The sequence below is a fragment of the Phocaeicola sartorii JCM 17136 = DSM 21941 genome (assembly GCF_054653615.1).
Genome location: NZ_BAAIFW010000005.1, coordinates 619,744 through 640,881 on the forward strand (window position 1 = coordinate 619,744; position 21,138 = coordinate 640,881).

The window sequence follows — 21,138 nt, forward strand, 5'->3', positions numbered from 1 at the left end:
TAACCCTTTAACAAAACAAACAAAATGAGAAAAAACATTGTTGCAGGAAACTGGAAAATGAACAAGAACCTTCAGGAAGGTATTGCTCTGGCAAAAGAATTGAACGAGGCTTTGGCTGCTGACAAACCCAATTGTGATGTAGTGATCTGTACTCCGTTTATCCACTTGGCTTCTGTTACTCCTATCGTTGACAAAGCTGTGATTGGTGTGGGTGCGGAAAACTGTGCAGATAAAGTATCAGGTGCATATACCGGTGAAGTTTCTGCTGAAATGGTAGCTTCTACAGGTGCTGAATATGTCATTCTAGGTCACTCTGAACGTCGTGCTTACTATCACGAAACAGTGGAAATCCTGGAAGAAAAAGTGAAATTGGCTTTGGCCAACAACTTGAAACCGATTTTCTGTATCGGCGAAGTATTGGAGGAACGCGAAGCTAACAAACAGAATGAAGTGGTTGCTGCTCAGCTGGCATCCGTATTCTCTTTGTCTGCCGAGGATTTCGGTAAGATCATCCTGGCTTACGAACCGGTTTGGGCTATTGGTACAGGTAAGACTGCTACTGCAGAACAGGCTCAGGAAATCCACGCATTCATCCGTTCTTTGATTGCTGACAAGTATGGCAAGGAAGTTGCTGATAACACTTCTATCCTTTATGGTGGTAGCTGCAAGCCTTCTAATGCTAAGGAATTGTTCGCTAATCCTGATGTGGACGGTGGTTTGATTGGTGGTGCTGCTTTGAAAGTTGTTGACTTCAAAGGCATTATCGATGCATTCAAATAATTAATATCACCACAGATTACTCAAACTTGCAATTTCATCAAACAATCTGTGAGGATCTGTGTAATCTGTGGTGATTTACCTAAATTCATAAAACGACATGAGATACATTTTTATCCTACTCTTTTTGAGTCTCGGACTTTCCGCACTGGCACAGCAGAACATAGTAGAAAGCTTGCAGCGCAACCGTGCCGGAGAAGGTACTGTAACCATCCATCAAGACCCTGAAATAACGGGGCTGATTGGTAATATCCATACGGGGAATACTACGGGAGGTGAACAGAAAATGTTGAAAGCCAGAGGATATCGTGTTCAGGTTTATGCTGGAAACAACTCGCGCGTAGCTCGTAATGAAGCCAATAACGTGGCCACCAAGGTGAAAGAGGAATTTCCCGACATGCCTGTCTATGCCTATTTCCAGCCCCCTCGCTGGTTGTGTCGTGTTGGCGATTTCCGTAGTATTGAGGAAGCGGATGCCGCCATGCGCCGTCTGAAGGCTACCGGTGTTTTTAAAGAAGTATCTATTGTTCGTGAACAAATTAATATCCCCCTGGACTAATAACATGGAAGAACTATTGCATCCCGAATGGTCTGCAGAGAAAATCGAGCAGTTGAAAGGCCATTATCAGAGTATTTTATCGCTATTGGGCGAAGATGTGGAAAGAGAAGGATTGCTGAAAACTCCTGAGCGTGTAGCCAAGGCTATGCTGACATTGACACGCGGTTATGAACAAGATCCGCATGCTATTTTACTGGGAGCTAAATTTAAAGAAGAATATAGCCAGATGGTTATAGTGAAAGATATCGATTTCTTCTCCTTGTGCGAGCACCACATGCTTCCGTTCTATGGAAAGGCGCATGTCGCTTATATTCCCAATGGCTATATCACCGGTTTGAGCAAGATTGCCCGGGTGGTTGATGTGTTTTCTCATCGTTTGCAGGTGCAGGAACGCATGACGCTGCAAATAAAGGAATGCATTCAGGAAACCTTGAATCCGCTGGGGGTGATGGTGGTGGTCGAAGCCAAGCACATGTGCATGCAGATGCGCGGGGTGGAGAAACAAAATGCCATTACCACTACTTCGGATTTCACAGGGGCGTTCAACCAGGCCAAGACACGTGAGGAGTTTATGAATCTGATACGGCATAACCGGTAAGGAGTTATGCCTTTATTTTAGTACTACCCGGTCGCCGGCACGCTTGGCCATGATTTTTTGCAGTTCACTTAATTCTTTAAAGTGGGCCATGACTTCAAGGCACTTATCGGCATTGGCGGCCACTTCGGGATTGTTCAAAGCTTGCAGGGTATATTTCATATCCTCTTCCAGTATGGCAAGCTTGAAGTCGATAAGCTGATGCGGCACTAATTCGTGCAGGCGCTCTTCGTCTTTGATCATTGCTTGCGAGTTGCTTTTGCTCAACTGGTAACGGTCATTTATCATATCTGCCGCCAGCTTGCTGATGGTGGGGTCGGGATGTGCCAGAAAATAACGTTCCGCCGTGAAGTTGGAGTCATGCAGATGAGCTTCTGCCTCTGCCAGTATTTTCCGGTGCAACGGATTATGGAACTGTAATTCATCCTGTTTCAAATCCATTGATATATATTCTATCACAGTGAGCGGAGTCTCCGTGTTTTCTTCCGTTTCTACATAGCACATTACTTTCTCTCCGTGGCGTATCAACGTTTGAAGCAGTAATTGTTCTTTTACATAAAAAACGTACTTTTCCCGTCCTTCCTGGGGAATAAACGATTGATACCCCGCTTCTGTTTCTGCAGGAGGGAGCGGAGGAGGAACATCATCATCCACTCCTATGGGGGGCATGTCGGCAGGAGGCATGCTGTCGGTAGGAAAAGGAACTGTATCCACAGGTGGCAGAACCCCGGTGGTGACCGCTTCTTTCTCTTTCTTGATTTGTTCCAGGTAGTTGTCGTCCCGCTGAAGCAGATGCTTCTTGATCTCGTCCAGGATAATTTGCTCGTTTACGTTCAAGAGGGTGGCACACTCTGTCAAGCAGGTATATCGAATGACTTTATCCGGAATCAGTCCGATGCTCCGTGCCATGTCCGATATCAATCCGGCCCGTTTGATAGGGTCTCTCTGTGCGTCTTTCAGCAAAAGATTGGTCTTGAAGCGGATAAAGTTCTCTTCGTGGTCGTCAATGTATTTTCTGAATTCCGTGGCATTGTGTTTTCTGGAGAAACTATCGGGATCATCTCCATCGGGCAGAAGGAGTACCTTGATGTTCATGCCTTCCGACAGCAACATGTCGATACCCCGGATGCTGGCTTTTATGCCGGCTTCGTCACCATCATATAATAAGGTGATATTGGAGGTGAAGCGGTGCAGCAACCGGATTTGTTGTTCGCTCAACGCTGTACCCGAGTTGGCCACCACATTCTCCAGTCCGCACTGGTGCATGGCGATAACGTCGGTGTATCCTTCCACCATGTAAACGCAGTCGGCTTTTACAATGGCGGCTTTGGCCTGATAAATGCCATACAGTTCTTTTCGTTTACTGAAAATCTCGGATTCGGGTGAGTTGACGTATTTTTGGTTTACCCCCTTGGTGCGGCTGTCCAGCACACGTCCGCCGAAGCCAAGCACCTTTCCGCTGATATTGAACCATGGAAATATCACACGCCCCCAGAAGCGGTCGCGCAGCCTGCCGTCTTCCTTTTCATAACAAAGTCCGGTCTTGATCAGGAACTCTTTTTTATACCCTTTCCGCAGGGCTTCCTGTGCCAATGCGTCAGGAGAGGTGGTGCTGTATCCCAACTGGAATTTCTTGACAATATCGTCACGAATGCCCCGTTGGCGGAAATAAGACATGGCAATGGCTTTTCCGTCAGCGTGGTTGTAGAGGGTGTTTTGAAAATAATCGCGGGCAAACTCATTGACTACAAAGAGACTTTCCCGTATGTTTTGTACTTGTTTCTCTTCATCGGTCAGTTCGCGCTCCTTTATTTCTATATGGTATTTTTTTGCCAGCCATCGTAGTGCTTCGGGGTAGGTCATCTGTTCGTGTTCCATCACGAAATGGACGGCATTCCCACCTTTTCCACAGGCAAAGCATTTACATAATCCTTTGGCCGGCGATACATAGAATGAAGGGGTCTTGTCATCATGGAACGGACAAAGCCCGACAAAGTTCACACCGCGTTTCCGCAGCGTGACAAACTCGGATACCACATCTACTATCTGTGCGGCATCCAGTATCCGGTCTATGGTGGGCTGGTCTATCATTGCGGGTGCGAAGATACAAAAAAAACGCCGCCGGAGGTGAGTCCGACAACGTTTTTAACGGAATATTGTAAACGGAATTATTTTATGTTGGGATTCAGCTTGTTCCATTCGGCAATCGGAGGAAGGACACCCATGGCAATCACTTCATCGCGCAGAGCGCAAAGATGTTCATAACTTTTTTCCAGTGCGGCTTCTTCTTCAGGCGTACCTTTCACTTCTTTCAAGTGGCAACCGTCTTTAGTGATGGAAGTTTCCCAAGCCATCATGATGTGGTCGAACTTGTCATTGGATACGTAAGTTCCTGCAGGCCAGCGGAATGGTTTTCCTCCCATGGCGGCAGCAATCATTTCGATAGAGACGTATGACGGGCTTTGGAAAGAAGAACGGCCGCGCAGGTTGATGATGTTGGCACCTCCTTTAGTCACTTTCTGTTGTATTTCGGCCCATTGTTCTTTTGTCAAAGCATCAGTACCGATGATATCAAGTAATGCTTTTCCGTTTACTTTAGCGGTAGAAGCATAAACAGCCATTTGCTCACCATGACCGCCGTACGTGCGGCAGTTCTCAACCTTATCCATGGCGATGCCGAAATGTTTGGACAATTCGCTGCGCAGACGGGTGGAGTCAAGGGCGGCAAGGGTTGTAACCTGTGATGGTTTCAGTCCTGAATATAATAAGGTGATCAGACCGGTGATATCAGCCGGGTTGAAAATAACCACAATATGTTTCACGTCCGGACAATAGGCTTTTACATTTTTCCCGAATTCTTCGGCGATGGCTGCGTTTCCTTTCAGCAAATCCTCACGGGTCATGCCGGCTTTACGTGCCGCACCGCCTGAGTTTACAATATATTTGGCATCGGTCAAGGCTTCCTTGATATCGGAAGTAAAGGTGATGTTCATGCCTTCGAAACCGCAATGGTATAGTTCTTCCGCCACACCTTCCAGACCGGGAGCGTATGGGTCATACAAACAAATATTAGGAGTAAGGCCCATCATAATAGCGGTTTGAGCCATGTTCGAGCCAATCATTCCGGCAGCACCTACGATTGTCAGCTTTTCATTCGTTACAAATTCCATAATTCTTTTATTATTTAAAGTTTGTATAATATAAACGCTTTTGTGGGAGAGGATGTTCTCTCTTCCGGCTACAAATTTACAAAACCTTTTATAAAGGTGCTTATTCTAAAAAATTATATGGGATAATAGAAAGTTATCCCGTATAATCATCTTAGGATGGTGACTTTCAGAATGATTGTCGTACTTATTTGTTTATATAACTTTTTAACGCATCTACATATTCTTCAAAGGCTTCAAGCCCTTTTCGTGTAATCTTACAAATGGTACAAGGCATCTTTCCCTTGAAAGTTTTGATGACTTCTACATATTCAGCCTTGTTCAGCTTGTCTATTTGCACACTCAGATTACCAGCCGTCGCTCCTGTCTGTTGTTTCAGATAGCTGAACTCGGCTTCTTCCACTGAAACCAGTATGGACATCACGGCAAGTCTCAGTTCGGAATGTAGTAATGGATTCAATTCTTTGAACATAGGCGCAAAGTTACGATTTTTTTTGTTTACGGGCAGCATGATTCAGCACATGTCCCGGAATAACCATCATGAAAATAAAGGCGGGTGCGAATATCAATATCTGATTGAAACCTTGATAGAAAAGGCATCCGACGGAACTTAATGCTCCTAATGTGCCACAAATGATCACGGTTTTATAACCGATCACTAGTCCTGTAAGTGCGGTGCCCATGCCCATCAGCAGGAGGACAATGAACAGGATAGGAAGTTGCCAGAAAAACATGGCGAGCAGAGATATCAGAAAGCCGGTTATACCGAATACTGTCCAAATATGATTGATAACTTTGTCCAGATGAGTCTTGACAGCAGGCTGCTGATTGCGTACTGACAGGTAAGTACCTGTTCCTGCAATGACGGGGAGTAAGAACCATAGGTATTGCCAATGATAATCCCGGGTGGTTACTACCAGAGACCAGACCAGCAGGCTGATAAGGGTGGTGGTATATCCCCATAAGAGGAACGGCATGCCACAATTGGTTTCCAGTCTGTTTTTGGTATTCTGAATCATTTGAGTGATGAGTTCTAAACTCTCTTTCTCATTCAATTTTCTTTCTTCCATAATGTTTCCTTCTTTTTTTGTTTGTGATTGATTCATATTTAATGCTTCTCTTTATGGCTGTCATCAGCAGGCTCTCTTGGCCACTTCTTTGATTTGTACAGTGGTTGTTTTGTTTGTAATCCTTGCCATATCTCCTTTCATGGATTTGGGATTCTGCAACTCTCCTACGCCTATCATAAGATTTCCCTTGTTTCCCTTAATACTTTTTATGGTGATAGTAAGGTCAGCGGTTTGTGCCATATTTGCAATGGTAAATGCTAGGATAGCTAGTGTGGCGCATGCCAAGATGGTGGCACGTTTCTTGTAAAATGCTGTGTTTGTTTTCATGGCTCTGATGTTTATTGATTGAATGACAAAAGTTTATTTTGTCTAATTACTTTGCAAATATAATGTAGTTTATAATATAAACCAATTATTATAGAACTTTTTTTAAGCCAAACTTTGCTTTTCTTTGCGCCTGTTACCGATTTATTATAAGTAATAAAGATCAAATGTGTATATGCGGTAGAAGACTACGGGGAAGATATGTAATCTTCTTTACGGGTTTTATATACAAACTTTTATTGGCATGTACTTGAACAAGGAAATTCTTCTCTGTTTTTTCCCTTCCAAGAGTTTTGCAAAAGTGCTACCACTGCCACCACCCTTTCTACTGAAACCACGATGGACAGGGTGTTTCAAGGGGTGGTGGCAGTACCTTTTTTTACGCGGTAAAAAGGGATACTGCCACCACTTTTCTTCGTTTTTTTCGGATGCCCGATGCTTTCCGGCTGTTTTTTTTTCGGGGCTGGTGTCCGGAGCTGGTGATGCGTACGGTCCGCCTTGTTCATCTTGAAAGAGTCAACTGATATCATAACTAAGTATTAACTCCGTCAACCATCCTTACAAGTAAGATGAAGGAGTAGTCAGCCTGAAGCGTTAAACTACAAATGAATGAGCATACGGACAAGGAGTTTCAAGCGGTTCCGTCCGGCTGAAACTTTAGTTCCATCCGGTTGAAACTACAGTTCCGTCCGGCTGTAACTTTAGTTCCGTCAAGATGTAACCAGAGTTCCATTGAATTGTTACTGTGGTTTTGACTGATTGCAACCGTGTTTTTGTCTGTATGCAACCGTAGTTCTGTCTGTCCGTACCCGTCTCCTTTTCCCTGTGTTTGGTCCTCCTCCTCCTCCTGTTTTTTCCCCCTCCACCGGTCGTTCCGGGGTAAAAAACAGGTGAAAGTGGTGGCAGCAGCCCTTTTTGCCACCTAAAAAAAGGTGCTGCCACCACCCCTTGAAACGCCCTGTCCATCGTGGTTTCAGAGGGTTGGGTGGTGGCAGTGGCAGCACTTTTGCAAAACTCTGTTGCAGGTGTTTTGTGTGAATCGTCCGGGTGTGCACGGAATTCTCCGGATATGTATGTGAAATGCCCTTTCCTTTCCGGCCCGGACGTTCTTGTCCTTTCGGAAAAGGATGAGGCCGTTCTCCAAAAAGATGACGGTCTTTAATAAAAAGATGATGGCCTTTTTTTAAAAGATGCCGGTCTTTTTAAAAAAGGTCCTGATGTTTTTTGCCGTTGCCGTAATCCGCTTCCTTTCCCATTCCCGCCCATTCCTTTCTCATTCCTTTCCCATTCTTTCCCTTTTTCTCTTCCCATATACGCACCTGCACGCCCGTGTGCGAATATTATAATGTGTATCTGTTTTCCCTCCTCCGGACGTCACCATAAAAATATGTTCTGTAATACAACTGTAAACCAGCCTGTTACAAACTTGTTTCAAAAAAGTTCAGGAAAAACCGTAAGATATGTTTGGCTGTTAAGTTAAAACCGTCTACCTTTGCAACCGCAATCGGGAGAGATGCGGCACTGACAAAACAGTGTGACCGACTTGGTGATACAAACGTAGGAGCGTTGCTTTCCTTTATAAGGATCTGCACCCAGTATCTTACCTTAGCGTGGCTAAGGGAGCGAGAACGGACAAGACCTTTCGGAACGTACAACCGGCCGCCTTGAAAAAAAAGTTTTAAAAAACTTTCGAAAACATTTGGTGGTTAAAATTAAATCCCTTACCTTTGCATCCGCTTTCGAAACCGATAGCACAACAAGAAGAAGAGTTCTTTGAAAGACTTATAGATAAACAAACAAGTAGTACAAGCCTATACATTATATAGTATATATGATGTTATAGAAAAAACAAGAACCGTCAATAAATGATATTGATAGATCTGGATCCTTGAGCAGATTACAACACTAGCAATAGTGAAAATAATATTTTTACAATGAAGAGTTTGATCCTGGCTCAGGATGAACGCTAGCTACAGGCTTAACACATGCAAGTCGAGGGGCAGCATGGTCTTAGCTTGCTAAGACCGATGGCGACCGGCGCACGGGTGAGTAACACGTATCCAACCTGCCTTATACTCCCGGACAGCCTTCTGAAAGGAAGATTAATACGGGATGGTATCACGGGCCAGCATTTTCTCGTGATTAAAGAATTTCGGTATAAGATGGGGATGCGTTCCATTAGATAGTAGGCGGGGTAACGGCCCACCTAGTCTACGATGGATAGGGGTTCTGAGAGGAAGGTCCCCCACATTGGAACTGAGACACGGTCCAAACTCCTACGGGAGGCAGCAGTGAGGAATATTGGTCAATGGGCGCGAGCCTGAACCAGCCAAGTAGCGTGAAGGATGACTGCCCTACGGGTTGTAAACTTCTTTTATAAAGGAATAAAGTGAGGCACGTGTGCCTTTTTGTATGTACTTTATGAATAAGGATCGGCTAACTCCGTGCCAGCAGCCGCGGTAATACGGAGGATCCGAGCGTTATCCGGATTTATTGGGTTTAAAGGGAGCGTAGATGGGTTGTTAAGTCAGTTGTGAAAGTTTGCGGCTCAACCGTAAAATTGCAATTGATACTGGCGGCCTTGAGTACAGTTGAGGTAGGCGGAATTCGTGGTGTAGCGGTGAAATGCTTAGATATCACGAAGAACTCCGATTGCGAAGGCAGCCTACTAAACTGCCACTGACATTGATGCTCGAAAGTGTGGGTATCAAACAGGATTAGATACCCTGGTAGTCCACACGGTAAACGATGAATACTCGCTGTTTGCGATATACAGCAAGCGGCCAAGCGAAAGCGTTAAGTATTCCACCTGGGGAGTACGCCGGCAACGGTGAAACTCAAAGGAATTGACGGGGGCCCGCACAAGCGGAGGAACATGTGGTTTAATTCGATGATACGCGAGGAACCTTACCCGGGCTTGAATTGCACTCGGATATAGCGGAAACGTTATAGCTAGCAATAGCGAGTGTGAAGGTGCTGCATGGTTGTCGTCAGCTCGTGCCGTGAGGTGTCGGCTTAAGTGCCATAACGAGCGCAACCCTTGTCTATAGTTACTAACAGGTCATGCTGAGGACTCTATGGAGACTGCCATCGTAAGATGTGAGGAAGGTGGGGATGACGTCAAATCAGCACGGCCCTTACGTCCGGGGCCACACACGTGTTACAATGGGGGGTACAGAGGGCCGCTACCACGCAAGTGGATGCCAATCCCGAAAGCCTCTCTCAGTTCGGACTGGAGTCTGCAACCCGACTCCACGAAGCTGGATTCGCTAGTAATCGCGCATCAGCCATGGCGCGGTGAATACGTTCCCGGGCCTTGTACACACCGCCCGTCAAGCCATGGGAGCCGGGGGTACCTGAAGTGCGTAACCGCAAGGAGCGCCCTAGGGTAAAACTGGTGACTGGGGCTAAGTCGTAACAAGGTAGCCGTACCGGAAGGTGCGGCTGGAACACCTCCTTTCTGGAGAGGAATACAGATCGAAAGGTTCTTGTCCTTGTGCTGCTGGTTGTTTATTTAACATATAACTGTAGAAATACAGAGAAGAGAAAGAAGAAGCCGGGTCTAATACAGACTAGGTTGAACTTAGTCCTATAGCTCAGTTGGTTAGAGCGCTACACTGATAATGTAGAGGTCGGCAGTTCAACTCTGCCTGGGACTACGAATCTCAAGATTCGGGGGATTAGCTCAGCTGGCTAGAGCATCTGCCTTGCACGCAGAGGGTCAACGGTTCGAATCCGTTATTCTCCACCATTATCGGCCACATAAGAAACAGAGATAAAACGGTCTATGACATATTGTACAAGCAAAAAGTAATTTTAGTAGTAAAGAGCTAGAAGTATATATCATCCCGCCGACATGCAAGTGTCAGCGAATGAATAAAGAAAGTAAGCAAGGGCGCATGGCGGATGCCTTGGCTCTCGGAGGCGATGAAGGACGTGATAAGCTGCGACAAGCTTCGGGGAGGTGCAAATAACCTTTGATCCGAAGATTTCCGAATGGGACAACCCAATATCCTGAAGGGATATTATCCTACCATGTAGGAGGCTAACGCAGGGAACTGAAACATCTTAGTACCTGCAGGAAAAGAAAATAAACAATGATTCCCCAAGTAGTGGCGAGCGAACGGGGAATAGCCCAAACCATTTATGTTACGGCATACATGGGGTTGTAGGACCACGATATTGCATGAAAACAACAGAGAGGAATGATCTGGAAAGTTCAACCATAGAGCATGAAAGTTGCGTATTCGAATGTTGTCGAAGCATAGTGGTATCCTGAGTAGCGCGGAGCACGAGGAATTCTGCGTGAATCTGCCGGGACCATCCGGTAAGGCTAAATACTCCCGAGAGACCGATAGCGAACCAGTACCGTGAGGGAAAGGTGAAAAGCACTTCGAACAGAAGAGTGAAACAGTCCCTGAAACCGTGCGCCTACAAGCGGTCGGAGCAGCTTGAGCTGTGACGGCGTGCCTTTTGCATAATGAACCTACGAGTTGCCGTTGCCGGCAAGGTTAAGGGTGATGACACCCGAAGCCGAAGCGAAAGCGAGTCTGAATAGGGCGCCTGAGTCGGCAGTGGCAGACGCGAAACCAAGTGATCTACCCTTGACCAGGTTGAAGGCTGGGTAACACCAGCTGGAGGACCGAACCAATAAGCGTTGAAAAGCTTCTGGATGAGTTGAGGGTAGGGGTGAAAGGCTAATCAAACTTGGAGATAGCTCGTACTCCCCGAAATGCATTTAGGTGCAGCCTTGCGGGTTACTGATGTGAGGTAGAGCGACTGATAAGATGCGAGGGCTTCACCGCCTATCAAGTCTTGACAAACTCCGAATGCGCATCAGTCCTACCGCAGGAGTGAGGGCATGGGTGCTAAGGTCCGTGCCCGAGAGGAGAAGAATCCGGACCACCTGCTAAGGTCCCGAAATGACAGCTAAGTTAAACTAACGAAGTCGGACTGCCATGACAGCTAGGATGTTGGCTTGGAAGCAGCCATTCATTTAAAGAGTGCGTAACAGCTCACTAGTCGAGGAGTCCGGCGTGGATAATAATCGGGTATGAAGTTGTCTACCGAAGCAGTGGGATCATGTAAATGATCGGTAGGGGAGCATTCCACCCGGCGTCGAAGGCGTACCGCGAGGTATTCTGGAGCGTGTGGAAAAGCAAATGTAGGTATAAGTAACGATAAAGCAGGTGAGAAACCTGCTCGCCGCAAGACCAAGGTTTCCTGATCAACGCTAATCGGATCAGGGTCAGTCGGGTCCTAAGGCTCAGCCGAACGGCGAGGCCGATGGCAGAAACGGTTAATATTCCGTTACTACCTTTACGGGCGATGTGGAGACGCAGAAGTGACAGTGCCGCCATCTGACGGAATAGATGGTTGAAGGGTGTAGAAGCTGATCGTGGCAGGCAAATCCACCACGTGATTCGAACCTGACAGTATGCCGCGTCCTCCGGGACAAGGCAATAGTGCACGTAATCATACTGCCGAGAAAATCCGCTAAGCTATACCGTAAAGGTACCCGTACCGTAAACGGACACACGTGGTCGGGATGAATATTCTAAGGCGCTTGAGTGATTCACGGTTAAGGAACTAGGCAAACTGACCCTGTAACTTCGGGATAAAGGGTCCCTCCTCGCAAGAGAGGGCGCAGAGAATAGGTCCAGGCAACTGTTTAACAAAAACACAGGGCTGTGCAAAATCGAAAGATCCGGTATACAGCCTGACACCTGCCCGGTGCTGGAAGGTTAAGAGGAGACGTCATCGCAAGAGAAGCGTTGAATTGAAGCCCCAGTAAACGGCGGCCGTAACTATAACGGTCCTAAGGTAGCGAAATTCCTTGTCGGGTAAGTTCCGACCTGCACGAATGGTGTAATGATCTGGACGCTGTCTCAACCGTGAGCTCAGTGAAATTGTAGTATCGGTGAAGATGCCGATTACCCGCGATGGGACGAAAAGACCCCGTGAACCTTTACTATAGCTTATCATTGAATTTGGGCACGTGATGTGTAGGATAGGTCGGAGGCTTTGAAGCAGGTACGCCAGTATTTGTGGAGCCGCTGTTGAAATACGACCCTTCATTTGTTTGAGTTCTAACTCGTGATGCGAGGACACTGATTGGTGGGTAGTTTGACTGGGGTGGTCGCCTCCAAAAGTGTAACGGAGGCTTCTAAAGGTGCCCTCACGGCGATTGGTAACCGCCGGCAGAGTGTAATGGCATAAGGGCGCTTGACTGGGAGACTCACAAGTCGAGCAGGTAGGAAACTAGAGCATAGTGATCCGGTGTTTCCGTATGGAAGGGACATCGCTCAAAGGATAAAAGGTACTCCGGGGATAACAGGCTGATCCCTCCCAAGAGCTCATATCGACGGAGTGGTTTGGCACCTCGATGTCGGCTCGTCACATCCTGGGGCTGGAGAAGGTCCCAAGGGTTGGGCTGTTCGCCCATTAAAGTGGCACGCGAGCTGGGTTCAGAACGTCGTGAGACAGTTCGGTCTCTATCTATCGTGGGCGTATGAAATTTGCGTGGCTCTGACACTAGTACGAGAGGACCGTGTTGGACTGACCTCTGGTTTACCGGTTGTGCCGCCAGGTGCATCGCCGGGTATCCAAGTCGGGATCGGATAAGTGCTGAAAGCATCTAAGTACGAAGCCGGCCACAAGATTAGATTTCTCAGGGTCGTTGCAGACGACGACGTTGATAGGATGCAGGTGTAAAGATGGAGACATCAAAGCCGAGCATTACTAATTGCCCGTCCACTTTCTTTATGAAACGGATGGTGTATACCTTTAGCATTGTTGCTACGAATTGAAATTACGATAACAGCTTATCAATATGTCAACCTTATTCAGGTGGCTATAGCGTGAGGGTTCCACCTCTTCCCATTCCGAACAGAGAAGTTAAGCCTCACCACGCCGATGGTACTGCGTCACAGTGGGAGAGTAGGTAGCCGCCGTTTTACAGAACTCCTCCGGAACAACCAAGTTCCGGAGGAGTTTTTTTGTTATATACGCCCGGTAAAATCCCACAGGACGGATGCGTTGCATCTTGCTCCGGGTCCTGCTCCGGAGGCTGTCCGGACGGATGAACAGCTGCCAAACGCACTTAAAAGCCTGAGAGGGATCTTTGGGGACGGATGGCTCTTTCCTATGATGAGCGGAGATATTCCGGTAAGATAGCCGGGAATTTTCATGTGGAATCTTTTTTATAGGAATGGTGCTGTATAAAGGGAAAAAGTGTATGCTGTAAACCGCTGATATGAGATATAAGGAGTAAATATACTTCAAAAAAAACGCTAAATTATACGTTAAAAATAGTATATGTCTAATTTATCTCTGAAAAATACGCACTTATATTATACATATTGGAATATTATTCGTATCTTTGTCGCCCGATTTATATAGTATTGCTTTGGGAAAGTTTGATAAATATAAGGTTGAATTGAAGAATATGAAAGCGGACTCTGCTAAGTATGAGTTTGCGCTGGATAATCAATTCTTTGTAGATCTGGATGGACCAGAAGTACAGAAAGGAAAACTGACAGTAGAACTGAATGTGAAAAAGACATCCGGTGTGTTTCTGTTGGATTTTCAAACTGAAGGCTTTGTCATTGTACCGTGTGACCGTTGCTTGGATGAAATGGAACTGCCTGTTTCAACTTCAGATAAACTGAAAGTAAAATTAGGCTCTTCATTTGCGGAAGAGGGCGATATTGTTGTCGTACCTGAAGAAGACGGGTATATTAACATTGCATGGTTCTTGTACGAGTTTATAGCCTTGAATATTCCCATGAAGCATGTACATGCACCTGGGAAATGCAACAAAGGTATGGTTGGCAAGCTGAGCAAGCATTTGCGCACTTCGGCGGACGATGAAGATGATGATATAGCGGTGGAGTTGCCCGAAGGGGATGTCAGCGAAGAACCTCAGGAAATAGATCCGAGATGGAATGAATTAAAGAAAATATTAGATAATAATTAAAGTTTAGAAAAATGGCACATCCTAAAAGAAGACAATCAAAAACGAGAACTGCAAAGAGAAGAACTCATGATAAAGCAGTTGCTCCTACTTTAGCTATCTGTCCTAACTGCGGCGAATGGCATGTTTACCACACTGTATGTGGAGCTTGCGGTTATTATAGAGGTAAGTTAGCAATCGAAAAAGAAGCTGCTGTATAATCAGTAGCTTTAAACACGTTTGTACGTTTTATAAAATAAAGCCGGCGAGCTTCGGCTCTGTCGGCTGCTTTTTTTTGTAAAAGGTATGAACTAATTAAATTGGAATGATGGAAAAAATAAATGCAGTAATAACAGGAGTCGGTGGATATGTACCAGACTATGTCTTGACGAACGAAGAGATTTCAAGAATGGTAGATACCAATGATGAATGGATTATGACTCGAATCGGAGTTAAAGAGAGACGTATTCTGAATGAAGAAGGATTGGGCACATCGTATATGGCGCGTAAGGCTGCCAAACAACTGATGCAGAAAACTGCTTCTAATCCGGATGACATTGATGCGGTAATCGTGGCAACTACTACTCCTGACTATCATTTCCCTTCCACTGCCTCTATCTTGTGTGATAAGCTGGGACTGAAAAATGCCTTTGCATTTGACTTGCAGGCTGCTTGTTGCGGTTTCTTGTATTTGATGGAGACTGCCGCCTCACTTATTGCATCGGGCAGACATAAAAAGATTATTATTGTCGGTGCGGATAAGATGTCATCCATGGTGAATTACCAGGATCGTGCAACCTGTCCCATCTTTGGTGATGGAGCAGCCGCATGTATGGTGGAAGCCACCACAGAGGACTATGGCATTATGGATTCAATTCTTCGTACAGATGGTAAGGGACTTCCTTTTCTTCACATGAAAGCCGGTGGTTCTGTATGTCCTCCTTCTTATTTTACAGTTGATCATAAGATGCATTACCTTTATCAAGAAGGAAGAACAGTCTTTAAATATGCTGTTTCCAATATGTCGGATATTACAGCGACTATTGCCGAAAAGAATGGTTTGAATAAAGATAATATTGACTGGGTGATTCCTCATCAGGCTAATCTGCGTATTATTGACGCGGTAGCTTCTCGTCTGGAAGTGCCCTTGGAGAAGGTGATGATCAATATTCAGCGTTATGGTAATACCAGCGGTGCTACACTTCCGTTGTGTCTTTGGGATTACGAGAAGCAGCTGAAGAAAGGGGATAACCTGATATTTACAGCTTTCGGCGCAGGATTTACCTATGGAGCCGTTTATGTAAAATGGGGTTACGATGGTAGTAAGAGATAATAATCATTAAACTACAAATACAAATGAACGCATCCATATTCCGATGCGTTTTTTTGTCTGTAGCCAATAAAATGAAAGAATTATGCATAAGGCAGGATTTGTAAACATAGTAGGAAACCCCAACGTAGGCAAGTCAACATTGATGAATTTGCTGGTGGGGGAACGTATTTCTATTGCAACGTTCAAGTCGCAGACAACTCGTCATCGTATCATGGGAATCTTGAATACGGACGATATGCAGATTGTATTCTCGGACACTCCGGGAGTGGTGAAACCAAACTACAAGTTACAGGAATCGATGTTGAACTTCTCGGAGTCGGCATTGGTGGACGCGGATATATTGCTGTATGTGACAGATGTGGTGGAGAAAACGGATAAAAACGCGGACTTTATAGAGAAAGTCCGTGGTGTGAAGGTTCCTGTCTTATTATTAATTAATAAAATAGATTTGACCAATCAGGAAGATCTGGTCAAGTTGGTGGAAGCGTGGCATGAGCAGCTTCCCCAAGCTGAAATTATTCCGATTTCCGCTACTTCAAAATTCAATGTGGATATGGTGATGAAGCGTATCAGGGAGTTGCTGCCCGATTCACCTCCCTATTTCGGGAAGGATCAGTGGACAGACAAGCCTGCGCGTTTCTTTGTCACCGAGATTATCCGTGAGAAGATTCTGCTTTATTATGATAAGGAGATCCCTTATTCGGTAGAAGTGGTAGTGGAGCAATTTAAAGAAGATGCTAAGAGTATCCATATCAATGCGGTGATTTATGTGGAACGTGAATCGCAAAAAGGTATCATTATAGGTAAGCAGGGCAGGGCGCTGAAGAAGGTGGCTACCGAGGCCCGCAGGACGTTGGAGCATTTTTTCCAAAAGTCCGTTTATCTGGAAACCTTTGTGAAAGTTGATAAGGATTGGAGAAGCTCGGACAAAGAATTGAAGAACTTTGGGTATCAGATGGATTAAAATCGACTGTGATAGCCGTAAACAAGAAAGAAAATGGGAAATTTAGTAGCAATCGTAGGACGTCCCAATGTGGGAAAGTCCACACTTTTTAATCGTCTGACCAAAACGCGTCAGGCAATTGTAAACGAGCAGGCAGGAACCACCCGCGACCGCCAGTATGGCAAGTCGGAATGGCTGGGGTGTGAGTTCTCTGTCGTTGATACCGGTGGATGGGTAGTAAACTCGGATGATGTTTTTGAGGAAGAGATCCGTAAACAGGTAAGTCTTGCCATAGATGAAGCGGATGTAATCTTGTTTGTGGTGGATGTGGTGAACGGGGTTACCGATCTGGATATGGCTGTAGCCTCTATTTTGCGGCGTACAAAGAAACCTGTTATCATGGTAGCTAACAAGACTGATAATAATGAATTGCAATATAATGCCGCCGAATTCTACAAGTTAGGTCTGGGTGATCCTTATTGTATCTCTGCATTGAGCGGAAGCGGTACGGGTGATCTGCTGGATCTGGTGGTAGGCAAATTCAGTAAGGAAGGTGAGGAACTGTTGGATGAGGATATCCCTCGTTTTGCGGTAGTAGGACGTCCGAATGCCGGAAAATCTTCTATTATCAATGCCTTTATCGGGGAGGACCGTAATATTGTGACGGAGATTGCTGGTACTACCCGCGATTCTATCTATACCCGTTATGAAAAGTTTGGTTTTGACTTTTATCTGGTAGATACCGCCGGTATCCGTAAGAAAAATAAGGTAAATGAGGATTTGGAATATTATTCTGTCATTCGTTCTATCCGTTCCATTGAGAATTCGGATGTGTGTATTCTTATGCTCGATGCCACCCGTGGCATTGAAGGGCAGGATTTAAATATCTTCTCTCTCATTCAACGTAACCAGAAAGGTTTGGTGGTAGTGGTGAACAAATGGGACTTGGTAGAGAACAAGGATGCCAAGGTGATGAAAACTTATGAGGAAGCCATTCGTGCCCGTCTGGCACCGTTTGTTGATTTTCCCATCATCTTTGCTTCCGCTTTGACCAAACAACGTATTTTCAAGGTGCTGGAGACAGCGAAGGAGGTATACCAGGCACGTACTACCCGTATTCCGACAGCCCGTCTGAACGAAGAAATGCTTCCGTTGATCGAGGCTTATCCGCCTCCTTCCAATAAAGGCAAGTATATCAAGATTAAATATTGTACGCAGTTGCCCAACACGCAGGTTCCTTCTTTCGTGTTCTTTGCCAATTTGCCTCAGTATGTAAAAGAACCTTACAGACGTTTTCTTGAAAACAAGATACGTGACAAATGGAATTTGTCAGGAACACCGATAAATATCTTTATCAGACAGAAATAGGAGTCGTGATTAGTGGTTAGTGAGCTTCGCTGTTGACATCGGCAGGTTACTAACCACTGATCACTAACCACTATCTCCCATGCTCTTCCACCTCTTTTACTTTGCGGAGCAGGTCGGAGGCGAAGATAAAATTATTCAGTCGATCATTGGTAGCGGTGAACACATCATTTTTTGTTCCTTCCCACTCTTTATGTCCCTGGTAAATGTAGAGAATACTGTCACCGATTCCCATTACGGAGTTCATGTCGTGGGTGTTGATAATGGTCGTCATGCTGTATTCGGTGGTGATATCGTGAATCAGTTCGTCAATCACCAACGAGGTCTTTGGGTCCAGACCGGAATTAGGTTCATCGCAAAATAAATATTGAGGATTCAGTGCTATGGCGCGTGCTATAGCTACACGTTTCTGCATACCCCCGCTAATTTCTCCCGGATACTTGTTTTGTGCTTCAATTAAGTTTACACGGTCCAGGCAGAACCGGGCTCGCTTTACACGGTCGCGGTAGGTGGCGTTGGAAAACATATCCAATGGGAACATCACATTTTCCAATACGGTAAGAGAGTCGAACAAGGCTGCACTTTGGAAAATCATTCCCATTTCACGGCGCAAGGTCTTTTTTTCTCTTTTATTCATGTTGAGGAAGTTACGTCCGTCATACAGGATCTCGCCCTTTTCGGGAGTAAGCAGACCGACGATGCACTTCATCAAGACTGTTTTTCCGGAACCGCTCTGGCCGATAATCAGATTGGTCTTGCCATTGTCAAAAGTAGCATTGATATCCATCAATACGTCCTTTCCCTCGAATGATTTATATAATGATTTAACTTGTATCATCCCATTAAAAGTTGTGTTAATACTAAATCAGAGAATAGAATCAGCACGCTGCTCATCACCACAGAATCCGTACTGGCCTTACCTACCGCAATGGAGCCTCCCTCCACCGTGTAACCGAAATAAGCGGACACACTGGAAATGATGAAAGCGAAAAAGACAGATTTGATAAAGCTGCACCATACAAACCATTCCTGAAAACTATATTGCAAGCCATAGGCTAAATCTTCGGCGTTCATGACTCCTCCGAACCAGCAGGTACAAAAAGCACCGATAATCCCCGAGAATATGCTGAAGATCACTAAAAAAGGAATCATGGTCATCAAAGCCACAATTTTAGGCAGAATAAGGTATCCGGCGGAATTGACCCCCATGATTTCCAGTGCGTCAATCTGTTGGGTTACACGCATGGTGCCTATTTCGGAGGCGATATTAGAACCTACCTTTCCTGCCAGAATCAAACACATGATGGAGGAGGAGAATTCCAGCAACATGATTTCGCGCGTGGTGTAACCTACCACAAAACGGGGCATCCACGGACTTTCAATGTTGAGTTTGATTTGAATGGTAATTACGGCACCAATGAAAAAAGAAATCAGCAGTACGATACCGATGGAATTTACTCCCAGCTGTACCATCTCATTGAGATATTGCTTGAAAAACATACGCATACGTTCCGGGCGGGCAAAAGTACGTCCCATCAGCATGATATATTTCCCTACGGTTGTTATGGGTCTTATCATCATAGTTTTCACAATTTCCTGCAAAAGTAGCCTTTTTTGTCTATATAAATGCAAAAGAAGTTCTGATTTTCTGTTCTGTTATGCGTTTCCTAAACTTTTTTAGTACTTTTGTCGCAAAATACATGGATATGTCGGAACAGGAAATAGAACAACAAAATACGGTGGCCGAAGATAACCGCATGGTGCTTCGTACAGAAAATCTGGTGAAGAAATACGGAAAGCGTACGGTGGTAAGTCATGTTTCTTTTGATGTGAAACAAGGAGAGATTGTAGGGTTGCTGGGACCGAATGGTGCCGGTAAGACCACTTCGTTTTATATGACAACGGGACTGATTGTACCGAATGAGGGACATATATTTCTGAATGACTTGGATATAACCGGTTATCCTGTCTATAAGCGCGCCCAGAACGGCATCGGGTATTTGGCGCAGGAAGCTTCTGTATTCCGTAAGATGAGTGTGGAGGATAATATCGCTTCTGTGCTGGAATTGACCAATACCACTCCGGAATATCAAAAAGACAAACTGGAAAGCCTGATTGCCGAATTCCGCTTGCAGAAGGTACGCAAGAATTTGGGTGACCAGCTTTCGGGAGGTGAGCGTCGTCGTACGGAGATTGCACGTTGCCTGGCCATTGACCCTAAATTCATTATGCTGGACGAACCCTTTGCGGGGGTGGACCCCATTGCGGTAGAGGATATCCAGCACATTGTATGGAAATTGAAGGACAAGAACATCGGCATTCTGATCACCGACCACAATGCGTTGGAGACGTTGCGTCTGACCGACCGTGCTTATCTGTTGTTTGAAGGGAAGATCCTGTTTCAGGGGACTCCTGAGGAACTGGCGGAAAATCCTGTTGTCCGTGAGAAATATCTGGGAACCAACTTTGTGCTTCGCCGCAAGGACTTCCAACTGGCGGAAAAGGACAGACAGGGGAGGAATGTGTGACAGAAGGACGGAATATAAGGATATAAAAAAAGCTCTGAATCTGTTCAGAGCTTTTTTTGACTGTATCAGGTAAGTAATTAGTCTCTTGGTCTTGCTTCCTTGATAACCAACTGGCGTCCCATGAATTCCGAACCGTTCAGTTCGTTCATAGCCTGAGCTGCTTCTGCGTCATTTTCCATTTCAACAAATGCAAATCCTTTAGATTTACCTGTTTCGCGGTCTTTGATAACTTTTACAGAAGTAACAACTCCATAAGCCGCCATTGCTTGTTCCAAATCTCCTTCCTTAACACGGTAGTTAAGGTTTCCAACATACATGTTCATAGTGAAAAAATAAAAATAATTAAAATAAAAAATACTCTCTGAATGGTGATTATTAATGAAGTAGGGGATTCGAACGACAGAGAGTTTACGTAAGTGCTATTCGTACAAAAGTAAAACCTTGTAATAAAAATCACTAGCTATAATTAGTATCACCAGACGGGGCACAAAGGAACGCATAAATTTTGAATTTACAAGAAGAA

19 protein-coding genes, 2 tRNA genes and 3 rRNA genes are annotated in these 21,138 nt (G+C 45.3%); 14 read left to right on the forward strand and 10 right to left on the reverse strand.

Annotated features, from left to right (window positions below; genetic code table 11):
* The first annotated feature begins 24 nt into the window (after positions 1-24).
* The 3 genes from tpiA (at position 25) to folE (ending at position 1,934) form a co-directional block, all read left to right on the forward strand.
* The gene (tpiA, locus tag ACYQ0C_RS02650) at positions 25-780 is read left to right on the forward strand and encodes a triose-phosphate isomerase (RefSeq protein WP_016275497.1); all 756 of its coding nucleotides are present in this window, start codon (positions 25-27) and stop codon (positions 778-780) included.
* A 97-nt stretch (positions 781-877) separates the two neighbouring features.
* Positions 878-1,336: an SPOR domain-containing protein gene (locus ACYQ0C_RS02655; RefSeq protein ID WP_016275498.1), complete on the forward strand. Its 459-nt coding sequence runs from the start codon at positions 878-880 to the stop codon at positions 1,334-1,336.
* A gap of 4 nt (positions 1,337-1,340) precedes the next feature.
* On the forward strand, positions 1,341-1,934 hold the full coding sequence (gene folE, locus ACYQ0C_RS02660; RefSeq protein ID WP_005840808.1) for a GTP cyclohydrolase I FolE: 594 nt from the start codon (positions 1,341-1,343) through the stop codon (positions 1,932-1,934).
* 12 nt (positions 1,935-1,946) lie between these two features.
* Here folE and dnaG read toward each other — a convergent pair whose 3' ends face one another.
* The 7 genes from dnaG to ACYQ0C_RS02695 all read right to left on the reverse strand — a co-directional run bounded on the left by dnaG (position 1,947) and on the right by ACYQ0C_RS02695 (position 7,414).
* Positions 1,947-4,022, reverse strand: a complete 2,076-nt coding sequence (gene dnaG / locus ACYQ0C_RS02665) for a DNA primase (RefSeq protein WP_016275499.1) — start codon at positions 4,020-4,022, stop codon at positions 1,947-1,949.
* 77 nt (positions 4,023-4,099) lie between these two features.
* Complete coding sequence (locus ACYQ0C_RS02670) at positions 4,100-5,101, reverse strand: malate dehydrogenase (RefSeq protein WP_016275500.1); 1,002 nt, start codon at positions 5,099-5,101, stop codon at positions 4,100-4,102.
* 184 nt (positions 5,102-5,285) lie between these two features.
* Positions 5,286-5,570 (reverse strand): winged helix-turn-helix domain-containing protein, encoded by a 285-nt coding sequence (locus tag ACYQ0C_RS02675; RefSeq protein ID WP_016275501.1) that lies wholly within the window; start codon positions 5,568-5,570, stop codon positions 5,286-5,288.
* 10 nt (positions 5,571-5,580) lie between these two features.
* On the reverse strand, positions 5,581-6,168 hold the full coding sequence (locus tag ACYQ0C_RS02680) for a hypothetical protein (protein ID WP_016275502.1): 588 nt from the start codon (positions 6,166-6,168) through the stop codon (positions 5,581-5,583).
* Positions 6,169-6,231: 63 nt separating this feature from the next.
* A complete protein-coding gene (locus ACYQ0C_RS02685; RefSeq protein ID WP_016275503.1) occupies positions 6,232-6,495 on the reverse strand; it encodes a hypothetical protein in 264 nt (87 codons plus the stop codon).
* Positions 6,496-6,845: 350 nt separating this feature from the next.
* On the reverse strand, positions 6,846-7,022 hold the full coding sequence (locus ACYQ0C_RS02690) for a hypothetical protein (RefSeq protein WP_159106280.1): 177 nt from the start codon (positions 7,020-7,022) through the stop codon (positions 6,846-6,848).
* A 101-nt stretch (positions 7,023-7,123) separates the two neighbouring features.
* Positions 7,124-7,414, reverse strand: coding sequence for a hypothetical protein (locus ACYQ0C_RS02695; protein WP_081642367.1), 291 nt, complete (start codon positions 7,412-7,414; stop codon positions 7,124-7,126).
* A gap of 1,009 nt (positions 7,415-8,423) precedes the next feature.
* On the opposite strand from ACYQ0C_RS02695, the gene ACYQ0C_RS02700 reads away from it, so the two are divergent.
* The 10 genes from ACYQ0C_RS02700 (at position 8,424) to der (ending at position 18,090) form a co-directional block, all read left to right on the forward strand.
* Positions 8,424-9,952, forward strand: a 16S ribosomal RNA gene (locus tag ACYQ0C_RS02700).
* Between the two features lie 125 nt (positions 9,953-10,077).
* Positions 10,078-10,151: transfer RNA gene (locus tag ACYQ0C_RS02705), tRNA-Ile, on the forward strand.
* Between the two features lie 15 nt (positions 10,152-10,166).
* A tRNA-Ala gene (locus tag ACYQ0C_RS02710) sits at positions 10,167-10,243 on the forward strand.
* A 128-nt stretch (positions 10,244-10,371) separates the two neighbouring features.
* Positions 10,372-13,257 (forward strand): 23S ribosomal RNA (locus ACYQ0C_RS02715).
* A gap of 80 nt (positions 13,258-13,337) precedes the next feature.
* Positions 13,338-13,448 (forward strand): 5S ribosomal RNA (gene rrf, locus ACYQ0C_RS02720).
* The 16S, 23S and 5S rRNA genes sit together here with 2 tRNA genes alongside, the layout of an rRNA operon.
* Before the next feature lie 491 nt (positions 13,449-13,939).
* Complete coding sequence (locus ACYQ0C_RS02725) at positions 13,940-14,470, forward strand: YceD family protein (RefSeq protein WP_050582539.1); 531 nt, start codon at positions 13,940-13,942, stop codon at positions 14,468-14,470.
* Between the two features lie 11 nt (positions 14,471-14,481).
* Positions 14,482-14,667, forward strand: coding sequence for a 50S ribosomal protein L32 (gene rpmF, locus ACYQ0C_RS02730; protein WP_002562387.1), 186 nt, complete (start codon positions 14,482-14,484; stop codon positions 14,665-14,667).
* 107 nt (positions 14,668-14,774) lie between these two features.
* A complete protein-coding gene (locus ACYQ0C_RS02735; RefSeq protein WP_008655190.1) occupies positions 14,775-15,779 on the forward strand; it encodes a beta-ketoacyl-ACP synthase III in 1,005 nt (334 codons plus the stop codon).
* A gap of 82 nt (positions 15,780-15,861) precedes the next feature.
* Complete coding sequence (gene era, locus ACYQ0C_RS02740) at positions 15,862-16,743, forward strand: GTPase Era (protein ID WP_016278257.1); 882 nt, start codon at positions 15,862-15,864, stop codon at positions 16,741-16,743.
* 33 nt (positions 16,744-16,776) lie between these two features.
* The gene (der, locus tag ACYQ0C_RS02745) at positions 16,777-18,090 is read left to right on the forward strand and encodes a ribosome biogenesis GTPase Der (RefSeq protein ID WP_016278256.1); all 1,314 of its coding nucleotides are present in this window, start codon (positions 16,777-16,779) and stop codon (positions 18,088-18,090) included.
* 70 nt (positions 18,091-18,160) lie between these two features.
* Here the strand turns inward: der and ACYQ0C_RS02750 are convergent, their stop codons facing one another.
* Complete coding sequence (locus tag ACYQ0C_RS02750) at positions 18,161-18,925, reverse strand: ABC transporter ATP-binding protein (RefSeq protein ID WP_016278255.1); 765 nt, start codon at positions 18,923-18,925, stop codon at positions 18,161-18,163.
* Positions 18,922-19,665, reverse strand: coding sequence for an MlaE family ABC transporter permease (locus ACYQ0C_RS02755; RefSeq protein WP_032941493.1), 744 nt, complete (start codon positions 19,663-19,665; stop codon positions 18,922-18,924). Before ACYQ0C_RS02755 ends, ACYQ0C_RS02750 begins: the two co-directional genes overlap by 4 nt.
* Positions 19,666-19,793: 128 nt before the next feature.
* Between ACYQ0C_RS02755 and lptB the strand changes: the two genes are divergently transcribed.
* The gene (lptB, locus tag ACYQ0C_RS02760; protein ID WP_025019401.1) at positions 19,794-20,615 is read left to right on the forward strand and encodes an LPS export ABC transporter ATP-binding protein; all 822 of its coding nucleotides are present in this window, start codon (positions 19,794-19,796) and stop codon (positions 20,613-20,615) included.
* Between the two features lie 77 nt (positions 20,616-20,692).
* Here lptB and rbp read toward each other — a convergent pair whose 3' ends face one another.
* Positions 20,693-20,938, reverse strand: a complete 246-nt coding sequence (gene rbp, locus ACYQ0C_RS02765) for an RNA-binding regulator (RefSeq protein ID WP_005840220.1) — start codon at positions 20,936-20,938, stop codon at positions 20,693-20,695.
* Positions 20,939-21,138 lie beyond the last annotated feature (200 nt).